The sequence below is a fragment of the Streptomyces sp. HPF1205 genome (assembly GCF_020400825.1).
GTDB lineage: Bacteria > Actinomycetota > Actinomycetes > Streptomycetales > Streptomycetaceae > Actinacidiphila.
On sequence record NZ_JAINVH010000141.1, the window covers coordinates 1 to 600 of the forward strand.

Annotated in this window: 1 protein-coding gene; it reads left to right on the forward strand. The window is 71.3% G+C overall.

All coding sequences use genetic code 11. The features are described from left to right. Positions 1-600 (forward strand): acyltransferase domain-containing protein (locus tag K7G61_RS36010; protein ID WP_225851365.1); only part of this gene is annotated, 600 nt, incomplete at both ends.

Sequence of the window (600 nt, forward strand, 5' to 3'; positions counted from 1 at the left end):
CAGGACATCTCGATCGCCGCGGTCAACGGACCGCAGGCAGTGGTCGTCTCCGGACGGGAGGCCACCATCGAGGAGTTGGCGGACGTGTGGCGTTCGCAGGGCCGCAAGGTCAAGCGGCTGACCGTTTCGCACGCGTTCCATTCGCCGTTGATGGAGCCGATGCTGGCGGACTTCCAGGCGATTGCCGAGTCGCTGACGTACCACGCCCCCCGTGTCCCGGTGGTGTCGAACGTCACCGGTGACCTGACCGGCGATGTCACCGACCCGGCGTACTGGGTGCGGCACGTGCGTGAGGCGGTGCGGTTCGCCGACGGGCTGCGTGCGGTGCACGTGATGGGGGTGCGGACGTTCCTGGAGCTCGGCCCGGACGGCGTGCTGTCGGCGATGGCGCCGAACGCCCTGGACGACGAGGCGGTGACGGCGGTGGCCGCGCAGCGTGCCGACCGGTCCGAGGCCCGTGCCCTGGTCACCGCGCTGGCCCGGCTGCACACCAGCGGCATCGACGTCGACTGGGCCGCGCACCTGGCGCCCGCCGGTCCCCGCCACGTCGACCTGCCCACCTACGCCTTCCAGCACGAACGCTACTGGCCCTCACTCGAC